Here is a 16,898-nt window from a genome sequence, read left to right as displayed (position 1 = left end):
CCGCCCGGAAGAACCGGTCGAAGACGCGGGCCGCGTCGTCCGCGGCGAGGCCAGGACCCTCGTCGGCCACGATCAGCCGGACCACCCCGGCCTCCCTGGTCACGGCCAGCGCGACCGGCGCGTCCACCGGGGTGTGCACGCGGACGTTGCCGACCAGATTGCCCAGGACCTGGCGCAGCCCCGACTCGTCGGCCCGCACCAGCACCGCCCCGTCGGCGGTCACGGTCACCGGCCGGTCCGGCTGCTGCACCCGCAGGTCGTCCGCGGCGTCCCGCACCAGCCGGCTCACGTCGACGTTCCTGAACCGGAGTTCGGGATGCTGGTCGAGGCGGGCCAGGGTGAGGAGTTCGTCGACGAGCCTCTGCATGCGGTCGGCCTCGGCGTTCACCCGCTGCCAGGCGCGGGCCCGCTCCTCCGGGTCGCGCAGCATCCCCTTGTCGTAGAGCTGGAGGTAGCCGCGGATCGCCGACAGCGGCGTGCGCAGTTCGTGCGAGGCGTCGGCGACGAAACGGCGCAGCTGGGACGCGGTGCGTTCGCGCGTCTCGAAGGCCGATTCGACCTGGTGCAGCATCGAGTTGAGGGCGAGCCGGAGCTGCTCCGTCTCCTGGACGGGGTCGCGGCGCGAGGGCACCCGCCGGGTCAGATCGCCCTCGGCGATCGCGGACGCGGTCTCCACCATGTCCTCCAGGGGGCGCAGCCTCCGGTGCGCGCCGATCATGGTGAGCACGGCGAGCAGCGTCAACAGGGCGATGCCGAAGGCGAGATCGAGCCGCAGCACCTTGCGGATGCCGGACTGCAGATCGGCCGTGGAGGTCGCGATGAGGACGGTGGTGTCGTCGGCCAGGTGGGCGCCGACGACGCGGTACGGATCGTCGTCGAGGGTCAGATCGCGCACGGAGGTGTCGCGGGCGAGGGCGCGCGGGTCGTCGACGGCGGCGGCCAGGGCGCGCTGGCGCTGTGTCGGCCGCAGGGTGCCGACGGCGACCGGATCGCCGTGTGCGTCGACGGCGACGAACAGCGACTTGGCGCCGGGCAGCCCGCCCACCTGCCCGCCCTCGTCGGACGGCTGCATCTTGTCGAGGGCGATGCCCAGTTCGCTGAGCGCCTGGACCTGTTTGAGGGTGATGCCGGTGTGCTGGATCGAGGTGCGGGACGACTTCAGTTCCTGGTCGATGCTGTCGAGCAGGTAGTGCCGCATGGACATCAGGCTGACCGCGGTCGCGGCGGCGATGCCGAGCGCGACCAGCGCCACGTTCGTGAGGGTGAGCTTGGCGCGCAGCGAGTGCGTGCCGTGCCGCCGCCGCTTCACGTCGCCGCCGCGAGGCCGTAGCCGACGCCGCGCCGGGTCGTGATCAGGGGCGGGCCGAGCGCGTCGAGCTTGCGCCGCAGATAGCTGATGTACGTCTCGACGACCGTCGACTCGGCGGTGGCCGCGTGCTCGAACTGCCAGACGTGGCGCAGGAGTTGTTCCTTGGGGACGACCCGGCCGCCGTTGCGCACGAGGAAGCGGAGCAGCGCGTACTCGGTCGGGGTCAGCTGCACGGTGCGGCCGGCCCGGTGGGCGGTGTACGTCGCCTCGTCGAGTTCCAGGTCGCCGTAGGTCAGCGGGGGCCGCTGCGGCAGGACGTCGGTGGCCCGGGTGCGGCGCAGGACGGCGCGGATCCGGGCTATCACCTCGTCGATGTTGAACGGCTTGGTGATGTAGTCGTCGCTGAAGCCGAGCGCGCCGACGACCTCGGCGGGCGCGTCGCGCGCGGTGAGGAACACCAGCGCCAGGTCGGGCTGCCGGGCCCGCAGTTCACGGCCGAGGGCCCGGCCGTCGCCGTCCGGCAGCATGATGTCGAGCAGGGCCACGTCCGGCCTGGTCCGCTCGGTGAGGGTGAGGGCCTGGCGCACGGTGCCCGCCGTCATGACCTCGAAGCGGTGGTAGCGCAGGGCGATCGCGAGGACGTCGGCGATGCTCGGCTCGTCCTCGACGAGCAGCACCGTGGCGGGCGCCTGTTCGGGGGTTTCCTGTTCAGGGTCCGTGCCGTTGACCGTCATGAGCCAAGTATCGGCCTCCTCGCCGATCCGGCCGACCCTGTCCGTTTTGGAGTTCCTTGAGAGTCATGGGCGGGGCGCGGCGTTCCGCGGCCCCGCCGTCGGATGCTGAGGCCCACGCCCGGGGGACGGCCACCCGACGATCGACAAGGAGCGAGCGACGTGACGGCATTGGCACGGTGGTGCTTTCGGCACCGCATCGTGGTCCTTGTGCTGTGGCTGGGGGCGCTGTTCGGCCTCGGGGCCGGCGGCACCGTGGCGGGCACCGACTACTCGAACGTGTTCTCCCTGCCCGACACCGATTCCAAGACCGCGTACGACCTGATGGCGAAGGCCTTCCCGGAGAGCGCGGGCGACACCGACACCATCGTCTGGAAGACCGGCGAGGGCTCCGTGCGGGACGCGGCCGTACGGTCCAGGATCGAGCCCGCGCTGAAGGACATCACCGCGCTGAAGGGCGTCGGCGAGGTCACCGGACCGTACGGGAAGGCGCCCGGCCAGATCAGCCGGGACGGCACCATCGCCTTCGCCCAGGTGACCTTCACCGAGCAGGCCAACGAGGTGCCCAAGGAGCTCGTCCAGGACGTCGTCGACCGCGCGCAGGCGGCCGAACGCAGCGGACTGCAGGTCGAGTTGGGCGGTCAGGCGATCACCCGCGTGCAGGAACCGCCGCAGGGCCTTTCCGAGGCCGTCGGCATCGTGGCCGCCGCGGTGGTGCTGTTCCTGGCGTTCGGCTCGCTGTTCGCGATGGTGCTGCCCATCGTCGTCGCGATCATGGGCGTCGGTACGGGGCTCATGTCGACGGCGCTGCTCAGCCACGTCACGAACGTGCCCGAAGTCGCGCCGCTGCTCGGCTCGTTGATCGGACTCGGCGTCGGCATCGACTACGCCCTGTTCATCGTCACCCGGCACCGGCGCGGCATCCAGCGCGGCCTGGACCCGGAGGAGTCGGCGGTCCAGTCGCTCAACACCTCCGGGCGCGCCGTGCTGTTCGCGGGCGGAACCGTCTGCATCGCGCTCGCCGGGATGCTCGTGATGAACATGCGCTTCCTCGACGGCGTCGTCGTCGCCACGTCCCTGACGGTCGTGCTCTCCGTCCTCGCGGCGATCACGCTGCTGCCCGCCCTCCTCGGGATGCTCGGGCCGCGCGTCCTCAGCCGCCGCCAGCGCCGCAGGCTGGCCGCGGACGGGCCCGAGTCGCCGGAGGCGAGCGGTCTCGCGGCGCGCTGGTCGGCGTTCGTCCAGAAGCAGCCGCGGACCGTCGGCGCGGCGGCCGTCGTCGTCATGCTGGTCCTCGCGATCCCGGTGCTCTCACTGCGGCTCGGCGCCACGGACCAGGGCAACCACAAGGAGTCGACGACCACCCGGCAGGCCTACGACCTCCTCGCGGAGGGCTTCGGGCCCGGGTTCAACGGCCCGCTCCAGGTCGTCGTCCCCGGCGGCGCCGACGCCACGGACCTCGCGGCGCGCATCCGTACGACCGAGGGCGTCGCGCAGGTCGCGCCGCTGCCGCCCGCGAACGGGGTCTCCGTCGTCCAGGTCGTCCCCACCACCTCGCCGCAGTCCGTCGAGACCGACGAACTCATCGACCGGCTGCGCGACGACGTGATCCCGCGGGCCGGGGTCGAGGCCCATGTCGGCGGCGTGACCGCGGTGTTCAAGGACTTCGCGGCGGTGACCGGGGACCGGCTGCCGTACTTCGTCGGCACGATCATCGCGCTCGGCTTCCTGCTCCTGCTGATCGCGTTCCGCTCGCTGGTGGTGCCGCTGACGGCGGCGCTGATGAACCTGATCGCGGCGGCAGCCTCGTTCGGCGTCCTCGTCGCGGTCTTCCAGTGGGGCTGGGGAGCGGAGGCCCTCGGCCTCGGCAAGGAGGGGCCGATCACCGCGTTCCTGCCGGTGATCATGCTGTCGCTGCTGTTCGGCCTCTCCATGGACTACCAGGTGTTCCTGGTGAGCCGGATGCACGAGGAGTGGGTGCACACGAAGGACAACGCGCGGGCGGTGCGGGTCGGTCTCGCCGAGACCAGCCGGGTCATCAACTGCGCGGCGCTGATCATGGTGTGCGTGTTCTCCGCGTTCGTGCTGAGCGGCGACATGGAGGGCGCGATGGCCGGGATCGGGCTCGCGGCGGCGGTCGCGCTCGACGCGTTCATCCTGCGGACGGCGCTGGTGCCGGCGGCGATGCACCTGCTCGGCCGCGCCAACTGGTGGCTGCCCACCTGGCTGGAGCGCCGGCTGCCGCACCTGGCGGTGGAGCCGCGGGAGGCCGCCGTGCCCGCGCAGGCCGCGCCGCCCGCGGTGGAGCGGCCGGGCGGGCCGACCGTGGTGCACGGGTTCCTGCGCGCACCGGACGGGGACCCGCTGGCCGGTGCCACGGTCACCCTCATCTCGCGCGGCGGCCGCCAGCTGGACCGGGTCAGCTCGCTCGCCGACGGGTCGTACATCGTGTCCGTGCCGGAGCCCGGGGCGTACGTCCTGGTGGTGACGGACCGTCAACTGGCGCCGCTGGCCCGGCACATCACGGTGGGGGAGCAGCCCCTGGTGTACGACGTGGAGCTGCCGGACGACGTGGACGCGACGCCGTAGGGGACCGGCGCCGGGGCCCTACGCGCGTCGCCTGCCGGTCGGCCGCGCCCGGCGGCGCAGGGCCAGCAGCCCGCCGCCCGCGAGGGCCGCGACCGCGGCGGACCCGCCGAGCGCCCAGCCCTCGCCGCCGCCGGACTTCACGGCGGCGGCCGGGGCGCCCGCAGCCGGGGACGCGGCGGCGGCCTTCTTCGGCTGTTCGCTCAGCGGCGTGACCAGTTCCCCGACGGCCCGCACCTTGTCGCCGGCCGCGAAGCCCCAGTCGAGCAGCGCGGCCGTCTCCTCGTACACCGCCTCGTAGCCCGCCTTGGGGTGCATGACGGTGACGAGCAGGGTGCGGCCGTCGCGGGTCGCGGCGCCGGTGAAGGTGTTGCCCGCGTGCGAGGTGTAGCCGTTCTTGACGCCGATCAGCCCCTCGTACGGGGTGACCCCCTGCCCGGTCAGCAGACGGTCGGTGTTCTGGATCTGGAACGTCTTGCCGCCGCCCGCAGGGAAGTCGGCGACCTTCGTGGCGCAGTACCCGCGGAAGTCCTTGTTGCGCAGTCCGGCGCGGGCGAACAGCGTGAGGTCGTACGCCGACGAGACCTGCCCCGGGTGGTCGAAGCCGTCCGGGCTGACGACGTGCGTGTCGCCCGCCTGCAGGTCCTCGGCGCGGGCCTGCATCGCCGCGACGGCCTTGTCGACGCCGCCGTACATCGAGGCGAGCACGTGCACCGCGTCGTTCCCCGAGCGCAGGAAGACGCCCTGCCACAGCTGGTGGACGGTGTACGTGGTCCCGGCCTGGATGCCGACGAGGCTGGAGCCCGCCGGGATGCCCGCCAGGTCCTCGGCGGTCACCTTGTGCTTCAGGTCGTGCGCGAACTCCGGCAGGACCGTGTCCGCGAAGAGCATCTTGAGCGTGGAGGCGGGCGGCAGCGCACGGTGGGCGTCGTACGAGGCGAGCACCTCGCCGCTGTCGTCGTCGGCGATCAGCCACGCCTTCGCGGCGAGCCCCGGCAGCTTCGGCGCCCCCGCGCCGCGCCGCACCTGCACCCCGGACGCGGCGAGCCGCTCCCCGCCGACCGCGCTCGCGGCGGAGGCCCGCTGCGCGGGCAGGGCGAGAGCGGCGCTCGCGCCGAGGCCCAGACCGAGGGTGGCACGACGGCTGAGCGGGGCGGAGTGCGAGGTGGTACCGGGCATTCCGTGACCGTACCGGCCCCGGCTGAGACCCGGGTAAGAGGGTCCCCGGCGCCGGCCTCAGGGCCGGGGGCGGGTCATCCCCGGCAGGAAGTCGGTGAACAGCTCGTGCACCTCCAGGACGAGTGGCCGCAGCACCCGGAACCGGGCGAGGGCCACGCCCCGGGTGGTCAGCCGGGCCCCCCGCTCGGCGAGCCGCCGGCTGCGCTCGCGGTCCCGCGAGCTGTCGAACACCCAGTACAGGACGAGGCCCATCTGGGACAGCCACATCAACTCGGGCAGGATCTCGGCGAGTTCCGTCGGAACCTTCGCCTTGGAGCCGCGCAGCACCTCCCGGTGCACGTCGATCGCGGCCTCCCGCGCGTGCTCCGACTCCGGTGAGAACGGGCTGAGCGGGGACTCGGGGTCCGCCGCGTTCTTGAAGAACTGGGCCGCGAACTCGTGGTACGGCTCGGCGATCTCCAGCCACACCCGCAGCACGCCCGCGAGCCGCTTCTCCAGATCGGTCTCCGCGTCGAGCACGGGCCGGACCGCCGCCTGGTGCTCCGCGGCGATCCGGTCGTAGAACCCCTGGATGAGGTGTTCCTTGCCCGCGAAGTAGTAGTACGCGTTGCCGACCGAGACCCCGGCCTCCTGGGCGATGGCCCGCATCGTGGTCTTGTCGTAGCCCCGCTCCCGGAAGAGCCGCATCGCGGTCTCCAGGATCAGCGCGCGCGTCTGCTCGCTCTTCGCGCCCTTGCTCTCGGCTTTCTCTGCTGCCACGGTCCCCGAGCCTAATCGCCCGGGCGGCAGGAGCTGTCACAGGCGGGCGGCTCGTCCGCGTAGCCGTACGCCTCGTAGAACCAGCCGTCCTTCGGGTCGTACGTCCACCCGTCCGCCCTGCGGTAGGCGCCGCCCCCGGCCTGCCGGTCCCGGGTGTGCTCCCGGTACTTGGCGGCGCCCAGCACCATCTGCTTGGCGATCTTCATCCCGGCGGGCGTGGCCATCCGGTGGGCCGTGGCCCGGTGGTCGCGCAGCGCCCACATGCAGACGATCCAGGCGGCGGCGCCGCGGTAGATCTGCCCGCCGTCCCCGATGACGGTGATGTCGCTGAGGGTGGCGGCGTGGTCGAGGCCGGGGAACAGCGCCCGGGCCCGGGAGTGTCCCGCGGGCACCAGGTCGAGCGGCACCAATTGGCGCTGCTTCACCAGCCAGTTCCGCAGGTACGTGCAGAGCGGGCACTCGGCGTCGTACAGCACCGTCAGCCGGCGGACCGGGACGTCCCCCCGGGCGTCCCGGTCCTCGGCCGCCCCCGCGGGGGCTCCCACCGCTGTCACGCCCCGGCCACCGGAGCGGCCCACCCCTGCGGCGGGACCGGCGGCTGCTGCTCGCGCTCCATGACGCCGCGCCGCCGGATCTTGTTGAGGACGTAGACGTTGCCCAGGTGCATCACGCCGAGCACGAGGAGGACGACGCCGAGCTTGGTCGAGAGGGCCTCGAAGACCTCGCGGGTGGTGGCGATGTCCTCGTCGCCGCTCAGGTAGAGCGCCACGAACCCGAGGTTCACCAGGTAGAAGCCCACCACCAGGAGGTGGTTCACGGCGTCGGCGAGCTTCTCGTTCCCGTGCAGGACGTCGGCCAGGAAGATCCTGCCGTTACGGCTGAGGGTGCGCGCCACCCAGATGGTCAGACCGATGCTGACGACGAGGTAGACGACGTAAGCGACAACTGTGAGGTCCATGCCCCACCCTCCTTGAACGCGTTCAAAAACGCTGACAGGCATGAATGTAGACCTGTTTTTGAACACGTTCAAGCGAGAGTTGTCGTACGTGACGGGCGTCTCAGGGGAGGTGGTTCGGTGAGTGGTCCGGAGGCTGAACCGGAATGCTCAACTCCGCGCCAGCTCCGGGCGCTTGAGGTAGTCGGTGAACCCGATGACGTTGCCCCACGGGTCGGCGAACTCGACGACGTATCCGGTGGAGGTGGAGAAGGGCGGGTCGAGGGGCTCGACGCCCGCCGCCGTCAGTGCGTCGGCGGCGGCGCGGGCGTCCGGCACCTCCAGCCACAGCCGGGCCGCGGGCCACGGCGGCGGGCGGTGCCCGTAGTCGTCCTCGGCGCGCAGCAGCAGCCCCGGCGTCTCCTTGCCCACGCCGAGCAGCGCGATCCCGGCCTCGTCGAGGCGGAACTTCACGGGGAACCCGGCGCGCTCGTAGAAGGCGACGGCCTCGGGCAGGTCCCCGACGGGGAGCAGGACGTTGTCGAAGCCGAGGATGCCCGGAGCCAGCTCAAGTGACATAACGTCAGATTAGCCATGAATCGGTCACATCCCCGCTCATGTGCTCATCGGCGAATCCGTGGCGCCCCGGTCACGGCGGTCATCAGGCAGTACACGGAGGTCGACGCGGCGAGGAACATGATGTTGTTCTTGGCCCCGCCGAACGCGACGTTGGCGACCGGCTCCGGGGTCAGCAGCCGGCCGAGCAGGGTGCCGTCCGGGGCGTAGCAGTGCACGCCGCCGTCCATGGCCGCGGCCCACAGGCGTCCGCCGTCGTCGAAGCGGATGTTGTCGAACCGCCCGTAGCCGTCCCGCATCTCGGCGAAGACCTTGCCGTCGGAGAGCGTGCCGTCGTCGCGCACGTCGAAGACGCGGATCACGCCGGACCGGGTGTCGGAGACGTACAGCTGACTTTCGTCGAGGGAGAAGACGAGCCCGTTCGGCGCCCCGAAGCCGTCGGCGACGAGCCGTACCTCGCCGCTGTCGGGATCGATCCGGTAGACGTTGTTGGCCCCGATCTCGGACTCCGCGCGGAACCCCTCGTAGTCGCTGGTGATCCCGAAGTCCGGGTCGGAGAACCACACCGAGCCGTCCGAGCGCACCACCGCGTCGTTCGGGCTGTTCAGCCGCTTGCCCTGCCAGCGGTCGGCGAGCACGGTGATCCGCCCGTCGTGCTCGGTCCTGGTCACCCGCCGGCCGCCCTGCTCGCAGCTGATCAGCCGGCCCTCGCGGTCCAGGGTGTTGCAGTTGGTGTGCCCGGCGGGGGAGCGGAAGACGCTCACCGCGCCGCTGGTCTCGTCCCAGCGCAGCAGCCGGTCGTTCGGGATGTCGCTCCAGATCAACTGCCGCCAGGCGGGCAGGTAGACGGGCCCCTCGACCCAGCGGCCGCCGGTGTGCAGGACCTGCATCCGGTCGTCGCCGTTCATGCAGCGTCCGGTACGGAAGCGCTCGTCCAGGACCTCGTACGACACGGGAACGGTATCTATGGACACGATCATCCTCTACGGGTGCGGTGCTGAACCTCATCCTGTCTGTACCGACTATGGCAGAACGGGATACGGTTGCGCCATGCAGATCGTGGACGACATCGACCGCAGGCTCATCGCGGCGCTCCAGCAGGACGCGACCACCTCCTACGCCGCCCTCGGCAAGGAAGCGGGCCTCTCGGCGGGCGCCGCGCACGAGCGCGTGCGGAAGCTGCGCGAGCGGGGCGTGATCCGGCGCACGACCGTCGACGTGGACCCGGCCGCGCTCGGCCAGGGCGTCCTCGCCTTCGTGATGGTCGAGTCGTCGGCGTGGATGGGCGAGTCGGCGGACGCCTTCGCGGCGATCCCCGAACTCGTGGAGGCCCATGTCATCGCGGGCAGCGCCTCGGTCCTGGTCAAGGTCCGCACCGCAACCACCGGGCAACTCCAGGACGTGCTGCGGCGCTTGTACGCGATCGAGGGGGTCAGCGGGACGCAGGCCACCGTGTCCCTGGAGACGTTCTTCGAGCGGGGCGTCGCGGCGGGCGGCACCGGCTGATTGTCAGTGCCCGGCCCTACTGTCCTCGGCATGGGAATGGTGACGTTCGTCGACGAGACGACATCAGGGGGCAGGGGCCCGGCCTTCGGCCTGGAGATCGCCGAGGAGCGGCTCACGGTGCGGGAGTTGATCCGGCGCAGGGTCTTCCAGGAGGTCGCGGAGTTCAACGCGCGGTCCGCTCCGCAGGTGTTCCAGGGCCTCGTCCAGCCCGAGGACACGGAGCGCGTGCTGAACGGGTACGCGCTGCGCACACCGCGCCGGATCGACCCCGAGGCGCAGGCGGCCCGCGCCCAGGCGGCGTTCGAGGGGAACGGGTTCCTGGTGCTGGTCGGCGACCGCCAGGTCACGGAGCCGGACGAGGAGATCGAGCTGCCGCTCGGCGTCGAGGTGACCTTTCTGAAGCTCGTCGCGCTGGTGGGTGGCTGATGATCGAGTCACCCGCGGAGTACGCGCGCCTGGTCGACGTGATCCTCGACCTGATCGAGGCGGGGGAGACCGAGGCGCTCGTGCCCGAACTCCTCGCGCTGGGCGCCATGGCCGACGACCACTGGGGCCACCTGGGGCGCAAGGTCGTGGACGCGCTGCGCGGCGCGGACGAGTCGTACCGGGCGCGGCTGGTGCACGCCCTCGCCGGGCGGTACGCCGATCTGGACGAGGGCGCGGCCGGGCGCCGTTCGATCGTGGCGCTGCTGGGCGCCGTCGGCGAGGTGCGCACCGGGGAGCCGGGCGGTCCGCAGGACCTGCGCCCCGCCCTGATCCGGCTCGCCGTCGAGCAGGACGTCCACTACGACGACCGCCAGCTGCTCCGGCTCGCCGAGCTCGAACTGGCCGACGGCCACGAGCTGCCCGGGGAGTTCGTCGCGGTCGTCCGCCGCACCTGCCTGACCCGGTGGCGGGTCCCCGAGGGACTCGGAGCACTCGTGAAACGACTGACCGACCCCGTGCTGAACCCCGGCGAGGCCTGGTCCGACGCGGCCCTCGCCGACGTCGCCGAACGCGGCGCGCCGTGGCGTGAGCTGCTCGCCCACGCCCGGACCGCCTCGGCCGCCCGCCCCTCCGCCAAGTGGGACGCGGCCGCGCGCACCCTGATCGAGCCCCTCGACGGCGAAGCGGTCCGGGAGCGGCTGACGCACTGGCTGCGGCTCGTGGGCCGGCCCCGCACCCGTCCGCTGCTGCACCGCGGCTGGGGCGCCGACCCGAACGCGACGTTCGACGCGTACAACACGGACGCCCTGCGCGGCCTCACCTGGATCCTCGCGCTGCTGCCCGCCCACCAGGACACCGCCCGGGCCCTCGGCGCCCTCGTCGAGACCGCGCTCAAGAAGGTCCCGGGACTCGGCCCGGTCAACCCCAAGGTGGCCAACGCCGGGGTCAACGCGCTGGCGCGCATCGACGGTGAAGCCGCCCTCGCCGAGCTGGCCCGCCTCGGCACCCGCGTCACGTACAAGGGCACGCTCAAACTCCTCGACACCGCCCTCGAAGCCCGCGCGGCGGCCCTCGGCCTCACCCGCGAGGAGATCGAGGAACTGGCCGTGCCCGCCTACGGCCTGACCGAGGTCGGACGCGTCGAGGTCGAACTCGGCGACAGCGCCGCCCTGCTGGAGGTCCGGGGCGCCAAGGCCCACCTCACGTGGCGCGGCGCGAGCGGCAAGGCGGTCAAGTCCGTCCCGGCCGCCGTCAAGCGCGACCACCCGGACGAGCTCAAGGAACTGAAGGCCGCGGCCAAGGACATCGACAAGATGCTCAGCGCCCAGGCCGAGCGCCTCGACCGGCAGTTCCTCGCCCGGCGCACCTGGTCGTACGCCACCTGGCGCGAGCGCTACCTGGACCACCCGCTGGTCGGCACCCTCGCCCGCCGCCTGCTGTGGACGGTCGACGGCACGCCCGCGGGATACGCGGACGGCGCCCTGCGGACCCTCACGGACGACCCGGTGGCGGACGGCACGGAGGTCACCCTCTGGCACCCCGTCGGCCGCGAGCCCGCCGAGATCGTCGCCTGGCGCGACTGGCTGGAGCGGCACGCCATCACCCAGCCGTTCAAGCAGGCCCACCGCGAGGTGTACCTGCTCACCGACGCCGAGCGCACGACGGGCACGTACTCGAACCGGTTCGCGGCGCACATCGTCCGCCAGCACCAGTTCCACTCCCTCGCCGCGGTCCGCGGCTGGCGCAACAAGCTGCGGCTGTGCGTCGACGACGAGGCGCCGCCCGCCTCCCGCGACCTGCCGCAGTGGGGGCTGCGCGCCGAGTACTGGATCGAGGGGGACGGCGAGGAGTACGGCACGGACACCACCGAGTCGGGCAGCTATCTGCGGCTGCGCACCGACCAGGTCCGCTTCTACCCGATCGACTCTCCGGAGAACTCGGCGCACTGCTGCGGCGGCGAGTACCGCATGTGGCTGCGCGACGGCGCGGACCCCGTCGAGCCGCTGCCGCTCACCGACGTGCCGCCGCTCGTCCTGTCCGAAGTCCTGCGCGACGTGGACCTGTTCGTGGGCGTGGCCAGCGTGGGCAACGACCCGACGTGGCAGGACGGCGGCCCCGGCGGCCGGTTCCGTGAGTACTGGGCGTCGTACGGCTTCGGCGAGCTGAACCAGAGCGCGCAGACCCGCCGCGTGCTGCTCGAACGGCTGGTGCCGCGCCTCGCCATCGCCGACCGGTGCACGCTCGAGGGCCGCTTCCTGCACGTCAAGGGCGAGCTGCACACGTACAAGATCCACCTGGGTTCGGGGAACATCCTGATGACGCCGAACGACCAGTACCTGTGCATCGTCCCCAAGTCGGGCGCGGGCGCCGCCCCGCAGACCGGCTACCTCCCCTTCGAGGGCGACCGGACCCTGGCCGTCGTGCTCAGCAAGGCGATGCTGCTGGCCGACGACACGAAGATCACGGACCCCACGATCCTCAGCCAGATACGCCGCTGAGAACGGCGTGGACCCCGCTCCCGGAAGGGGGCGGGGTCCACGGACCAGCAGGTGCGACCGGAAGGTCAGTAGCGGCGCGTGATCAGCGCGCGCTTCACTTCCTGGATCGCCTTGGTGACCTCGATGCCACGCGGGCAGGCGTCCGTGCAGTTGAAGGTGGTGCGGCAACGCCACACGCCGTCACGGTCGTTGAGGATCTCCAGGCGCTGCTCCCCGGCCTCGTCGCGCGAGTCGAAGATGAAGCGGTGGGCGTTCACGATCGCGGCAGGACCGAAGTACTGGCCGTCGTTCCAGAACACCGGGCAGGACGACGTGCACGCGGCGCACAGGATGCACTTGGTGGTGTCGTCGAAGCGCTCACGGTCCTCGGCGGACTGCAGACGCTCACGCGTCGGCTCGTTGCCCTTGGTGACGAGGAACGGCATGACGTCGCGGTACGCCTGGAAGAACGGGTCCATGTCGACCACGAGGTCCTTCAGCACGGTGAGGCCCTTGATGGCCTCGACCGTGATCGGCTTCTCGGGGTTGATGTCCTTGATGAGCGTCTTGCAGGCAAGGCGGTTCTTGCCGTTGATGCGCATCGCGTCGGACCCGCAGATGCCGTGCGCGCAGGAGCGACGGAACGTCAGCGTGCCGTCGAGCTCCCACTTGATCTTGTGGAGACCGTCGAGCACGCGCTCCTTCGGGTCGATCTCCAGCTGGAAGTCCTCCCACACGGCCTCGGCCGAGATCTCCGGGTTGAACCGGCGGATCCGGAAGGTGACCGTGATGAGGTGCGAGGACGTGGAGTCGTTCTCCAGGGCCTCCAGCTTGTCCATGGTCGGAGTAGCCATCAGTACTTACGCTCCATCGGCTGGTAGCGGGTCTGGACGACCGGCTTGTAGTCGAGACGGATGGACTCGTTGCCGTCGTCGCCGACCTCGCGGTACGCCATGGTGTGGCGCATGAAGTTGACGTCGTCGCGGTTCGGGAAGTCCTCGCGGTAGTGACCGCCGCGGGACTCCTTGCGGGCCAGCGCGGACGTCGCCATGACCTCGGCCAGGTCGAGCAGGTTGCCCAGCTCGATGGCCTCCAGGAGGTCGGTGTTGAACCGCTTGCCCTTGTCCTGGATCGCCACGTTCTTGTAGCGCTCGCGCAGCTCGGCGATCTTCTCGACGGCCGTCTTGATCGTCTGCTCCGTGCGGAACACCATCACGTTGGCGTCCATGCACTCCTGCAGCTCGTTGCGCAGGACGGCCACGCGCTCGGTGCCGGTGGAGTTGCGCAGGCGCTCGACGGTCTCCTCGACCAGCGACGCCGGGTTCTCCGGGAGCTCGACGAAGGCTGCCGTGTGGGAGTACTCGGCGGCGGCGATGCCGGCGCGACGCCCGAAGACGTTGATGTCCAGCAGCGAGTTGGTGCCGAGGCGGTTGGCGCCGTGCACCGACACGCAGGCGACCTCACCGGCGGCGTACAGGCCGGGGACGACGGTGGTGTTGTCGCTGAGGACCTCACCCTCGACGTTCGTCGGGATGCCGCCCATGGCGTAGTGCGCGGTCGGCTGGATCGGGATCGGGTCCGTGTAGGGCTCGATGCCGAGGTAGGTGCGCGCGAACTCGGTGATGTCCGGGAGCTTGGCGTCCAGCTGCTCCGGCGGCAGGTGCGTGAGGTCGAGGTAGACGTGGTCGCCCTCGGGACCGCAGCCGCGCCCCTCACGGATCTCCGTGTAGATGGAGCGGGACACGACGTCACGGGACGCGAGGTCCTTCATGACCGGCGCGTACTTCTCCATGAAGCGCTCGCCGTCCTTGTTGCGGAGGATGCCGCCCTCACCGCGGGCGCCCTCCGTCAGCAGGATGCCCATGCGCCAGATGCCGGTCGGGTGGAACTGGAAGAACTCCATGTCCTCCAGCGGCAGACCCCGGCGGTAGCAGGCGGCCTGGCCGTCACCGGTCAGCGTGTGCGCGTTCGACGTCACCTTGAAGAACTTGCCGGTGCCGCCGGAGGCGTAGATGACCGACTTCGCCTGGAAGACGTGGATCTCGCCGGTGGCCAGCTCGTAGGCGACCACACCGGCGGACTTCTTGACGCCGTCCTCCTCGACGAGGAGCTGGTCCAGGACGTAGAACTCGTTGAAGAACTCCACGCCCTCCTTGACGCAGTTCTGGTACAGCGTCTGGAGGATCATGTGGCCCGTGCGGTCCGCGGCGTAGCAGGACCGGCGGACCGGCGCCTCGCCGTGGTTGCGGGAGTGACCGCCGAAGCGGCGCTGGTCGATGGTGCCGTCCGGGGTGCGGTTGAACGGCAGGCCCATCTTCTCCAGGTCGAGGACCGAGTCGATGGCCTCCTTCGCCAGGATCTCGGCGGCGTCCTGGTCGACCAGGTAGTCGCCGCCCTTGATCGTGTCGAAGGTGTGCCACTCCCAGTTGTCCTCCTCCACGTTGGCCAGCGCGGCGGCCATGCCGCCCTGCGCGGCGCCCGTGTGGGAGCGGGTGGGGTAGAGCTTGGTCAGCACGGCGGTGCGGCTGCGCTTGGTCGACTCGATGGCCGCGCGCATGCCCGCGCCACCGGCGCCGACGATGACGGTGTCGTACTTGTGAATCTTCACGGGTTCGCTCGCCTCGGCTTTAACGGATGTTCGGGTCGAAGGTGAAGATCACCAGCGTGCCCAGCAGGACGGTGAAGACCGTCGCGGCGTACAGCAGGCCCTTCAGCCACATACGGGTCTGGGGGCGCTCGGCGTAGTCGTTGATCACGGTACGCAGGCCGTTGGCGCCGTGCAGCATCGCGAGCCACAGCATGAGCAGGTCCCAGCCCTGCCAGAACGGGGACGCCCAGCGGCCCGCGACGAACGCGAAGCCGACCTTGGAGACGCCGCCGTCGAGGACGAGCTGGATGAGCAGGTGGCCGATGACCAGAACGACGAGGACGACACCCGACAGGCGCATGAACAGCCAGGCGGCCATCTCGAAGTTGCCGCGCGTCGAGCGCGGGGTCTTCGAGGTGCGCTTGCGGGGGGCCTCGATGTACGGAGCCGGGTTGTCGACGTCGTAGACGGGGGCGCCCTCGACGGGGCCGACGCCGGACGTGCCGTCCGACTTGGTGAGGGTGGTGTCAGACATGTCTGGCCTCAGCTCCCGAAGAGTTCACGGACGGCGTGGCCGAGGACGGGGTACAGGGCCCCGACCATCAGGACGACCCAGATGCCCACGACGGTCCAGAGCATCTGCTTCTGGTAGCGCGGGCCCTTCGACCAGAAGTCGACGGCGATCACACGCAGGCCGTTGAGCGCGTGGAACAGGATGGCGGCGACGAGGCCGTACTCCAGCAGCGCGACGATCGGCGTCTTGTAGGTGGAGACAACATCGTCGTACGCCTCGGGGGAGACGCGGACGAGAGCGGTGTCCAGGACGTGTACGAACAGGAAGAAGAAAATGAGGACACCGGTGACTCGATGAGCCACCCACGACCACATGCCTTCCCGGCCGCGGTACAGCGTTCCAGCCGGCACGGAAGAACCCTCCGGGAGCGGGGACTGAGGGCCGCGCCGGCTTCACTGTCGGTCGGGCCCGGCCGGGTACGGTCCACCGGCCGCTCGTCATCGTATCGACGAGTTGTCGGCTCGCTCGCCCGGGGGCCTCTGGTGTGATCAAACAGGCAATCAAACAGGCACGTACGGGCTATTGCCGATGCTTTCTCGCCGGGCCTCGCCGGTGTTCTCACTCCGGGCGGGCGGGAGATTACGGATATGTCGCGTGATGCGGCCCCGGGCGAGCCGCCGCAGCTCCTCCGCGGCGAGCACCCGCTCCTCCTCCCGGTCGTTGCCGAGGCGGTCGCGCAGCCCGGCGAGCAGGTGGTCGAGGGCCTCGCCGGGGGCGATGTCGTCCAGACAGATCACGAAGGCGTGTCCGAAGCGGTCCTCGTACGCCGAGTGCGCCGCGGCGAGCGCCGTGAACGCGGCCGCGTAGGCGGCGGCGTCCGGCGGGACCGGCAGGTCCTCGCAGGCCAGGGCCTCGCTCATGTCGGCTGGCGAGAGGTCGTACCCCGCCTCGTCGGCCGCGGCGAGCAGCGCGTCCAGGTCCGGGTACGGGCGGTGGGCGGCGAGCCGGTGGGCCCAGGCGCGGCTGCCGCAGCAGCTGAGCAGGGCCTGCTCGGCGGCGTCCTGCGGCAGCGCGTTGAAGTGGGTGAGTCCCCCGTGTGGTGTGGCCTGGGCCGGTATGGGCAGGCGGCCGGGTACGTGAGGGGGGCGGTGCGCGGCCAGCGGGTGCCTCCGGCGGGAACGTGGGCTGGATGTGTGGATCGTGTGTGTGTCGCAACGCTAGCGATGGCTGATTGCGGGTGTCCGACGGATGCGCGAATTTCACTCGGACGGGAGAGTTTGGGGAGCCGAGGTGGACGTTGCGGGGGCTGCGGGG

17 protein-coding genes are annotated in these 16,898 nt (G+C 71.2%); 4 read left to right on the top strand and 13 right to left on the bottom strand.

The window, feature by feature from the left end:
• A partial coding sequence (locus tag M4J07_RS22370; protein WP_255974661.1) for a sensor histidine kinase occupies window positions 1-1,309 on the bottom strand: 1,309 nt, incomplete at its 3' end.
• Window positions 1,306-2,043, bottom strand: coding sequence for a response regulator transcription factor (locus M4J07_RS22365; protein WP_255974659.1), 738 nt, complete (start codon window positions 2,041-2,043; stop codon window positions 1,306-1,308). The genes M4J07_RS22365 and M4J07_RS22370, both read right to left, overlap by 4 nt.
• A gap of 168 nt (window positions 2,044-2,211) precedes the next feature.
• Here M4J07_RS22365 and M4J07_RS22360 point away from each other — a divergent pair, with 168 nt between their 5' ends.
• Window positions 2,212-4,629 (top strand): MMPL family transporter, encoded by a 2,418-nt coding sequence (locus M4J07_RS22360; protein WP_255974693.1) that lies wholly within the window; start codon window positions 2,212-2,214, stop codon window positions 4,627-4,629.
• An 18-nt stretch (window positions 4,630-4,647) separates the two neighbouring features.
• Here the strand turns inward: M4J07_RS22360 and M4J07_RS22355 are convergent, their stop codons facing one another.
• The 6 genes from M4J07_RS22355 to M4J07_RS22330 form a co-directional block, all read right to left on the bottom strand.
• The gene (locus tag M4J07_RS22355; RefSeq protein WP_255974657.1) at window positions 4,648-5,805 is read right to left on the bottom strand and encodes a D-alanyl-D-alanine carboxypeptidase family protein; all 1,158 of its coding nucleotides are present in this window, start codon (window positions 5,803-5,805) and stop codon (window positions 4,648-4,650) included.
• Between the two features lie 57 nt (window positions 5,806-5,862).
• On the bottom strand, window positions 5,863-6,492 hold the full coding sequence (locus M4J07_RS22350; protein WP_255974691.1) for a TetR/AcrR family transcriptional regulator: 630 nt from the start codon (window positions 6,490-6,492) through the stop codon (window positions 5,863-5,865).
• Window positions 6,493-6,575: 83 nt separating this feature from the next.
• Complete coding sequence (locus tag M4J07_RS22345) at window positions 6,576-7,118, bottom strand: thiol-disulfide oxidoreductase DCC family protein (protein WP_255974655.1); 543 nt, start codon at window positions 7,116-7,118, stop codon at window positions 6,576-6,578.
• Window positions 7,115-7,522 (bottom strand): hypothetical protein, encoded by a 408-nt coding sequence (locus tag M4J07_RS22340; RefSeq protein WP_255974653.1) that lies wholly within the window; start codon window positions 7,520-7,522, stop codon window positions 7,115-7,117. The genes M4J07_RS22345 and M4J07_RS22340 overlap by 4 nt, the downstream gene beginning before the upstream one ends.
• A 147-nt stretch (window positions 7,523-7,669) precedes the next feature.
• The gene (locus M4J07_RS22335; protein WP_255974651.1) at window positions 7,670-8,077 is read right to left on the bottom strand and encodes a VOC family protein; all 408 of its coding nucleotides are present in this window, start codon (window positions 8,075-8,077) and stop codon (window positions 7,670-7,672) included.
• Window positions 8,078-8,121: 44 nt separating this feature from the next.
• Window positions 8,122-8,982 carry an SMP-30/gluconolactonase/LRE family protein gene (locus M4J07_RS22330; protein ID WP_255974689.1) on the bottom strand — a complete coding sequence of 287 codons (861 nt, stop codon included), beginning with the start codon at window positions 8,980-8,982 and terminating at the stop codon, window positions 8,122-8,124.
• A gap of 151 nt (window positions 8,983-9,133) precedes the next feature.
• Between M4J07_RS22330 and M4J07_RS22325 the strand changes: the two genes are divergently transcribed.
• From M4J07_RS22325 to M4J07_RS22315, 3 genes are read left to right on the top strand one after another with little or no spacing between them, the layout of a single operon-like run.
• Window positions 9,134-9,580, top strand: a complete 447-nt coding sequence (locus tag M4J07_RS22325; RefSeq protein WP_255974687.1) for an Lrp/AsnC family transcriptional regulator — start codon at window positions 9,134-9,136, stop codon at window positions 9,578-9,580.
• 30 nt (window positions 9,581-9,610) lie between these two features.
• A complete protein-coding gene (locus M4J07_RS22320; RefSeq protein ID WP_255974649.1) occupies window positions 9,611-10,006 on the top strand; it encodes a hypothetical protein in 396 nt (131 codons plus the stop codon).
• Window positions 10,006-12,504: a DUF4132 domain-containing protein gene (locus M4J07_RS22315; protein WP_255974647.1), complete on the top strand. Its 2,499-nt coding sequence runs from the start codon at window positions 10,006-10,008 to the stop codon at window positions 12,502-12,504. The genes M4J07_RS22320 and M4J07_RS22315 overlap by 1 nt, the downstream gene beginning before the upstream one ends.
• A gap of 65 nt (window positions 12,505-12,569) precedes the next feature.
• Here the strand turns inward: M4J07_RS22315 and M4J07_RS22310 are convergent, their stop codons facing one another.
• From M4J07_RS22310 to M4J07_RS22290, 5 genes are all read right to left on the bottom strand, one after another.
• Window positions 12,570-13,337, bottom strand: coding sequence for a succinate dehydrogenase iron-sulfur subunit (locus tag M4J07_RS22310; protein WP_255974645.1), 768 nt, complete (start codon window positions 13,335-13,337; stop codon window positions 12,570-12,572).
• Window positions 13,337-15,091 carry a succinate dehydrogenase flavoprotein subunit gene (gene sdhA, locus M4J07_RS22305; protein WP_255974643.1) on the bottom strand — a complete coding sequence of 585 codons (1,755 nt, stop codon included), beginning with the start codon at window positions 15,089-15,091 and terminating at the stop codon, window positions 13,337-13,339. Before sdhA ends, M4J07_RS22310 begins: the two co-directional genes overlap by 1 nt.
• 19 nt (window positions 15,092-15,110) lie before the next feature.
• Window positions 15,111-15,605 (bottom strand): succinate dehydrogenase hydrophobic membrane anchor subunit, encoded by a 495-nt coding sequence (locus tag M4J07_RS22300; RefSeq protein ID WP_255974641.1) that lies wholly within the window; start codon window positions 15,603-15,605, stop codon window positions 15,111-15,113.
• Between the two features lie 8 nt (window positions 15,606-15,613).
• Window positions 15,614-15,994 (bottom strand): succinate dehydrogenase, cytochrome b556 subunit, encoded by a 381-nt coding sequence (gene sdhC / locus M4J07_RS22295; protein ID WP_111663982.1) that lies wholly within the window; start codon window positions 15,992-15,994, stop codon window positions 15,614-15,616.
• Between the two features lie 150 nt (window positions 15,995-16,144).
• The gene (locus M4J07_RS22290) at window positions 16,145-16,627 is read right to left on the bottom strand and encodes a 2-oxo-4-hydroxy-4-carboxy-5-ureidoimidazoline decarboxylase (protein WP_374215067.1); all 483 of its coding nucleotides are present in this window, start codon (window positions 16,625-16,627) and stop codon (window positions 16,145-16,147) included.
• Window positions 16,628-16,898 lie beyond the last annotated feature (271 nt).

This window comes from Streptomyces longispororuber, from assembly GCF_024448165.1.
Taxonomy (GTDB): Bacteria; Actinomycetota; Actinomycetes; order Streptomycetales; family Streptomycetaceae; genus Streptomyces; species Streptomyces longispororuber_A.
Note: the sequence above shows the minus strand (reverse complement) of the source record. Positions and strands in the feature narration are given on the sequence as shown.